At 61.8% G+C, this 7,865-nt stretch carries 4 protein-coding genes; all 4 read left to right on the forward strand.

Annotation, left to right across the window (positions count from 1 at the left end):
* Positions 1-137 precede the first annotated feature (137 nt).
* Positions 138-1,949, forward strand: coding sequence for a PHA/PHB synthase family protein (locus VJ698_RS20895; RefSeq protein WP_324104743.1), 1,812 nt, complete (start codon positions 138-140; stop codon positions 1,947-1,949).
* 343 nt (positions 1,950-2,292) lie between these two features.
* On the forward strand, positions 2,293-3,330 hold the full coding sequence (locus tag VJ698_RS20900; protein ID WP_324104744.1) for a GGDEF domain-containing protein: 1,038 nt from the start codon (positions 2,293-2,295) through the stop codon (positions 3,328-3,330).
* Positions 3,331-3,594: 264 nt separating this feature from the next.
* On the forward strand, positions 3,595-7,155 hold the full coding sequence (locus tag VJ698_RS20905) for an indolepyruvate ferredoxin oxidoreductase family protein (protein WP_324104745.1): 3,561 nt from the start codon (positions 3,595-3,597) through the stop codon (positions 7,153-7,155).
* Positions 7,156-7,700: 545 nt separating this feature from the next.
* The coding region (locus tag VJ698_RS24645; protein WP_414691199.1) for a cobalamin B12-binding domain-containing protein at positions 7,701-7,865 on the forward strand (165 nt) is incomplete at its 3' end.

The raw sequence follows: 7,865 nt of genomic DNA on the forward strand, positions 1-7,865 counted from the left end.
CAGAGTGTCCATAGACAGGAAGGGCCTGCAACGATACACCTGCATGACGCCTGCATTGCACCACTACCGGCGTCCGATCGCCCTGCGCGACGTACGACAGCAACCGACCGGACGTGTTCTGACGATTGGAGAAACAGATGGACAGACCGCGATCGAACTTCGAACAAGTCCTGAAGACGCACGAGCCGACAAAGGCCGAGCTTCCGTCCAAGCCATGGTCGGCCACCGATATCGAACCGCCGGAGACGATCGATCGCCTGATCCATGCGCTGATGGGTCGGGTCACCGGCAGTCTTTCCCCGGCCAGCCTGGCGCTGGCCTATCTCGACTGGTCGCTGCATCTGGCGCAGTCGCCGGGAAAATGGCGCAAGCTTGGCGAAAAGGCGCTGCGCAAGGGGGCGCGCTTCGGCATGTATGCGATGCATGCCCAGACGGACAAGGACTGCGATCTGTGCATCCAGCCGCTGCCGCAGGACCGCCGCTTCCGCACCGATGCGTGGCGGCGCTGGCCGTTCAATCTGATCCACCAGGGCTTCCTGCTGAACCAGCAGTGGTGGCACAACGTGACGACCGGCATCGGCGGCGTATCGACGCACCATGAACAGCTGGTTTCCTTCGTCGCGCGGCAACTGCTGGACACGGTTTCGCCTGTCAACTTCATCGCCACCAACCCGGAAGTGCTCGACACCACCGTGCGCGAAGGCGGCGTCAACCTGCTGCGCGGCGCGATGAATTTCCTGGAAGATGTCGAGCGCACGCTGGCAGGCAAACCGCCCGCCGGCTTCGAGGATTTCATGCCTGGCAGGCATGTCGCGATCACGCCCGGCAAGGTGGTCTACCGCAACCGCCTGATCGAACTGATCCAGTATGCTCCCATGACCAAGGAAGTACATGCCGAGCCGATCCTGATCATCCCGGCGTGGATCATGAAGTACTACATCCTCGACCTCTCGCCGCACAACTCGCTGGTGCGCTACCTCGTCAGCCGCGGCCATACCGTCTTCATGGTGTCCTGGCACAATCCGAATGCACAGGACCGCGACCTCGACATGGAAGACTACCTGCGCCTGGGCGTGCTGGAGGGCCTCAATGCAGTAGAAGCCATCGTACCCGACCGCAAGATCAATACGATCGGCTACTGCCTCGGCGGCACCTTGCTGGCGATGGCTGCCGCCTACCTTGCGCAGATCGACGACGAACGCGTCAATTCAATGACGCTGCTGGCGGCGCAGACCGATTTCACGGAAGCCGGCGAGCTGCGGCTGTTCATTGACGACAGCCAGCTCAACTTCCTCGATGACATCATGTGGAACCAGGGCTTCCTCGACAACCGGCAGATGGCAGGCGCCTTCCAGCTGCTGCGCTCGCATGACCTGATCTGGTCGCTGATCGTGCAGCAATACCTGCTCGGCGGGCGCCAGACCATCACCGACCTGATGGCATGGAATGCCGACGCCACGCGCATGCCCTATCGCATGCACAGCGAATACCTGCACCGGCTGTTCCTGCGAAATGACCTGTTCGCCGGCCGCTACAAGATCAACGGCCGGCCGATCTCGCTCGGCGACATCCGCGTCCCGCTGTTCGCGGTCGCCACCGAGACCGACCACGTCGCGCCCTGGACGTCGGTCTACAAGATCAACCTCACCGCCGACCCGGACATCACCTTCCTGCTCACCAACGGCGGCCACAATGCCGGCATCGTGAGCGAGCCCGGCCACAAGGGCCGTCACTACCGCATGGCGCACAGCCCGTCCGGCAGCAACTACATCGACGCGGAAAACTGGTACCTGTCCAATGAGCCTGTCGAAGGCTCATGGTGGCCCGCATGGGCCGGCTGGCTCGAACAGCACACCAGCGGGATGGTCGCGCCGCCGTCCATCGGCGCGCCAAGGAGCGGCTACGCCCCGCTGGGCGACGCACCGGGCACCTATGTGATGGAGCGGTAGGCTTTCTTCATCCTCGGAAGATGCGGAAAGGAGGAAAAGCACGCGACTTTCCCCCTTCCGCCCACACTGCCCATCTGCTGCCGCCAGCCGTACCGGCCCGGACGCGACCGAAATACGACATCCTTCTATGTTTGGCATGATTCGGGATAGAATAGCCGCAAGATCGCCTTGAATAACAAGAAGGATCGACATCGACTTGCTGTGCGGTGCAGCACAGGGCACCTCCGACAGCCAGCGAGATCACGCCGACTTGAGACAATTCCTCCATGCTGACTGACGTTTGCATTCTTCCCCGGCTGCACAGGGCTCGCGTTGTTACGGCGGAAGGGGCGGTATTCTGACCATGGAAGCCCTGCTCAAGCACCTCGTGGACATGACTTGCCAGCGCGACCACGTGCTGCTGGACAGCTCTGTCGTCTCGGCCTTGCATGAACTGGTCGATGCCAGCCAGGTGCGCGTGCATGACATCTTCCGCTTCCGGCATGACCTGTTCCTGCGTCCGCGCGTGTGGATCGCGGGCGAGAAGATCATTTCGGCCGAAGAAACGCTCGACAACGAAGCCAGCGGCGAACCGCTCAATACCTATCCGTTCCTGGTCGAAGGCATCAAGCAGCGCAAGAACTGCATCGAACAGATCAACGGCGCAGGCGAGCGTGTCCTGTGGCTGCCGGTCTGGCTGAACGACAAGGTCAGCACCTGCATCGAGATTACCAAACCGACGCCCTACAACAGCGACATGCTGCACATGGTCGACGGCATCCTGAGCGTCTACCGCAACTACCAGTCCATCCTTGATTACAGCGAACGCGACTCGCTGACCGGCCTGCTCAACCGGAAGACCTTCGACGAGAAGTTTTCCAAGCTTCTCTCCAGTGCGATGCTGGAAGGCGCGCCCAAGGATCGGCAGGAGCGCCGGCATGCTCATGACGGGGATATCAGGCACTGGCTGGCGGTGGTGGACATCGACCATTTCAAACGCGTCAACGACCAGTTCGGGCATCTGTACGGCGACGAGGTACTGATCCTGGTGGCCAACCTGCTGCGCTCATCCTTCCGCGCGCAGGATCGTGTGTTCCGCTTCGGTGGCGAGGAATTCGTGGTGCTACTGCGCTCGACCTCGCTGGACGACGCGCGCCGGATCTTCGGGCGCTTCCGCGCCAATGTCGAGCAGCATGAATTTCCGCAGGTCGGCAAAGTCAGCGTGAGCATCGGCTTTGCCAGCATCTCCACCGAATCGCCGGTGGTCATCCTCGGTCACGCCGACCAGGCGCTGTACTACGCGAAGGAAAACGGACGCAACCAGGTCTGCTTCTACGACGAACTGGTTTCCAGCGGCAAACTGCATTCGGAAGTATCGAACGATACCGTCGAATTCTTCTGACCGGCTCTCTTGTGCCAGCAAAACCTGTTGCGCGATGCACAACCGAGAATTGTCTTTCTTGCAAGTAACCGGCCGCTTCCCTTCCCGCATTCCCGATTTGCCTAAATCCCCCGCTCCAGATTACACTTTCACCAACAGCGACATCACGTTGTGATATTGCTGGAAAGGCCGCCACAGCGGTCCGCGGCCTGACAACCACTCGCCTTACCCGGCGATCCCGTTGCCAGGCGCTATCCGAAAAACAGTTTTGGAGAGAGACAATTCATGCTCACCGATACAGCATCCCCTGCTGGGGTGTCTGGCGCCGCGTCGCAGGAACGCGCCACGACCCTCGCCCCCGTCAAGCTCGACGACAAGTACACCTCCACCACAGGCAAGATCTTCATCTCCGGCATCCAGGCTTTGGTGCGCCTGCCGATGATGCAGCGCCAGCGCGACCTTGCCGCCGGATTGAACACCGCCGGCTTCATTTCCGGCTATCGCGGCTCGCCGCTCGGCGGCCTCGATGAGAACCTGTGGAAGGCTCAGAAGCTGCTGGAAGAGAATCACATCAAGTTTGTTCCCGGCGTGAACGAGGAACTGGCCGCCACCGCCGTGTGGGGCACGCAGACGGTCGACCTGATCGGCCCGGCGAAATTCGACGGCGTGTTCGCCCTGTGGTACGGCAAGGGTCCGGGCGTGGACCGCTGCGGCGACGTATTCAAGCACATGAATCATGCAGGCACGTCGAAGCACGGCGGCGTGCTGCTGGTGGCCGGCGACGATCACGGCGCCTACTCCTCGACGCTGCCGCACCAGTCCGACCACATCCTGGCCGCCTGCATGATCCCGGTGCTGTATCCCTGCAATGTGCAGGAATACCTCGACCTCGGCCTGCATGCGTGGGCGATGTCACGCTACTCGGGTTGCGCGGTCGGTTTCAAGGCGCTGGCCGACACCGTCGAATCGACTGCCTCGGTCGACGCCGATCCCTTCCGACTCCAGATCACCTACCCGACCGACTTCATCATGCCGGAAGGCGGCCTGAACACGCAACTGTCGACCGACACCCTCGGCGTGCAGGCGCGCAGGCAGGAAGCGCTGATGCAGGACTACAAGATCTACGCCGCGCTCGCCTACGCGCGCGCCAACAAACTCAACCACACCACCATCGACAGCCCGAAAGCGCGCCTGGGCATCATCGCCTCCGGCAAATCCTATCTCGACGTGCTGGAAGCGATGGAGGAACTCGGCATCGACGAAAAGATGGCCTCGGATATCGGCATCCGCGTGTTCAAAGTGTCCATGCCCTGGCCGCTGGAGCCGGACAGCGTGCGTGAATTCGCGCAAGGCCTCGACGAAATCCTGGTTGTCGAGGAGAAGCGCCAGATCGTCGAATATCAGCTCAAGGAACAGCTCTACAACTGGCGCGACGACGTGCGCCCGCGCGTGATCGGCAAGTTCGACGAGAAAGGCGAATGGGTGCATCCGCGCGGCGAGTGGCTGCTGTCCTCCAAGGCGGATTTCTCGATCGCGCAGGTGGCGCGCGTGATCGCGCAGCGCATCGCGCGCTTCCACACCAGTGACCTGATCAAGGCGCGCCTGGCGTTCCTCGAAGCGAAGGACAAGGTGCTGACCAAGGCGGTCAACACGCCGCCGCGCCCGGCATGGTATTGCTCCGGCTGCCCTCACAACACCTCGACCAAGGTGCCGGACGGCAGCCTTGCGCTGGCCGGCATCGGCTGCCATGTGATGGCGACCGCAATCTATCCGGAGCACAACAAGCTCACCACGCACATGGGCGGCGAAGGCGCACCGTGGATCGGGCAGGCGGCGTTTTCGAAGCTGCCGCACGTGTTCCAGAACCTCGGCGACGGCACCTATTTCCATTCGGGCTATCTCGCGATCCGCGCGGCGATTGCAGCCAACGTCAACATCACCTACAAGATCCTCTACAACGACGCGGTCGCGATGACCGGCGGCCAGCCGGTGGACGGCATCACCTCGGTGCCGATGATCGCGCAGCAGATGGCGGCGGAAGGCGTCAAGCGCATTGCGCTGGTGACTGAAGACCTGTCGCGCTATACCGATCGGTCGTCGTTGCCGCAGATCGTCACGCTGCACGACCGCAAGGAACTCGACGCGGTGCAGCGCGAACTGCGCGAGGTGAGCGGCGTGTCGGTGCTCATTTACGACCAGACCTGCGCCGCAGAGAAGCGCCGTCGTCGGAAGAAGAATGAATACCCCGATCCGCCCAAGCGCCTGTTCATCAACGACGCAGTGTGCGAAGGCTGCGGCGATTGCGGCGTGGCGTCGAACTGCACCTCGCTGATGCCGCTGGAAACCGAATTCGGCCGCAAGCGGGCCATCGATCAATCCTCGTGCAACAAGGATTACTCCTGCGTGAAGGGCTTTTGCCCGAGCTTCGTCACGGTCGAAGGCGGCACGCTGCGGAAGTCGACAACCGGCACGGCGAAGCAGGATGATTTCGGACCGCTGCCCGATCCTGTGCTGCCCGCCTGCGATGCCTCGTTCAACATCCTGCTCAACGGCATCGGCGGCACCGGCGTGATCACCATCGGCGCACTGATCGGCATGGCCGCCCACCTCGAAGGCAAGGGCGTGTCGGTGCTCGACATGACTGGGATGTCGCAGAAGAACGGCTCAGTCACCTCGCACATCCGTATCAGCCAAGCGCCCGGTACGATCCGAGCGCAGCGCATCGCCACCGGCGAAGCCGATCTCGTGCTCGGTTGCGACATGCTCACTGCCGGTGCGCAGGATGCCATCTCGAAGATGCGCCCGGGCCGCACGCGCGCTGTCGTCAACACCCACCAGCAGCCGACCGGCCAGTTCACGAAAAATCCGGACTGGGCCTTCCCGCTGAAGGATGTGCAGGAACTGATCAACGAATCGGTTGCCAGCCGCGCCGATTACATCGACGCGACGCGCCTTGCCACTGCGCTGATGGGCGACGCGATCGCGACCAACCTGTTCATGCTCGGCTTCGCGTACCAGAAAGGCGCGTTACCGGTTTCCGAAGCGGCACTGCTGCGCGCCATCGAGCTGAACGGTGTGGCGATCGATTCCAACAAGAAGAGCTTCCTGTGGGGCCGGCGCGCCGCCGTCGACCTGGCACGCGTCGAACGCATCGCCCTGCCCGGCAAGCCGGTTCTGCTGAATCCGCCGGAAAACCTGAGCGGATTGATCCAGCGCCGCGTCGCCTTCCTCACCGATTACCAGGATGCGGCCTACGCCGCGCGCTACGAAGCGCTGGTCAACACCGTGCGCCAGGCGGAAAGCGCACTCGACGCCGGCGACAAGCTGACGCGCGCCGTGGCAAAGGTTTATTTCAAGCTGATGGCGTACAAGGACGAGTATGAAGTCGCACGCCTGTACACCAACGGCGAGTTCGTCGAGAAGCTGAAGCAACAATTCGATGGTGAATTCAGTTTGAAATTCAATCTCGCGCCGCCCTTGTTTGCTAAGAAGGACGACAACGGACACCTGGTCAAGGCGGAATACGGCTCCTGGATGTGGCAGGGCTTCCGGCTGCTGGCGAAGATGAAGAAGCTGCGCGGCACGAAGCTCGACATCTTCGGCTACACGGCCGAACGCAGGACGGAACGCGCGCTGATCGAGGAATACCGCGCTACCGTACTGTCCCTGCTCGACGGACTCGACAAGGACAAGCTCGTGCTCGCAGTGCAGATCGCCGCGCTGCCGGAAAAGATCCGCGGCTTCGGGCATGTGAAGGCGAAGGCGCTGGCGCAGTTCCGCGAGGAACAGGCGAGGCTGTTGAAGAAGATGCCGGCAAGACAGGCGGGGTTGTCGCACGCGGCATAGCGGACCATGTTAAGGCTTGCTTCGGCATTAGTCCGGAGCAAGCTGCGCTTTTTCCGCTGTAAGCTGCCGAAAAATTCACTTGCCGGGCGGAAAAAGAAGCGAAATCTGTCTGAGCTCCGAGCGTAGCGAGGGCGAGTTATTTCGCTTCCCGCCCGGCCAGTGAATTTTTCGGGGACCCCGAAGGGGCAGCTTACCGCGGTCGCCTTTCTTGGGTTACTTTCTTTGGCGAAGCAAAGAAAGTGACCGGCTGCCGGGCCGCCCCCGGCAAGTTTCCATGAAGAGCAAAAGGCGCTGAATCACCGAAGAGAGAGACGATTTCCGAAGGGCCGCCGAGTCCTTCATAGGAATGGCAGAGACGTGCGCCGGGGGTAGGTCTTCATGCATGCAACAAGCCGCTGAACATTCAAGGGAACGCGCTCTGATCAGACAGAAACATTGTCATCCCAACGACGGCATCCCGATTGACGCCGAGTTACACTGACGTTAACGTAAACATAATTTACCCTCGATACGTCGCCACCGGAAAGTAGACAAAGAGACAACCCATGACCGACCTCTCCGTAGCCAACAACCTCACCGACTACAAACCCGCCCACAAGGTGCGCTTCGTCACTGCGGCGTCGCTGTTCGACGGCCACGATGCCTCGATCAACATCATGCGGCGCATTCTCATGGCCAACGGCGCCGAAGTGATCCACCTCGGCCACAAC

The organism is Noviherbaspirillum sp. (assembly GCF_035254685.1).
Lineage (GTDB): Bacteria > Pseudomonadota > Gammaproteobacteria > Burkholderiales > Burkholderiaceae_D > Noviherbaspirillum.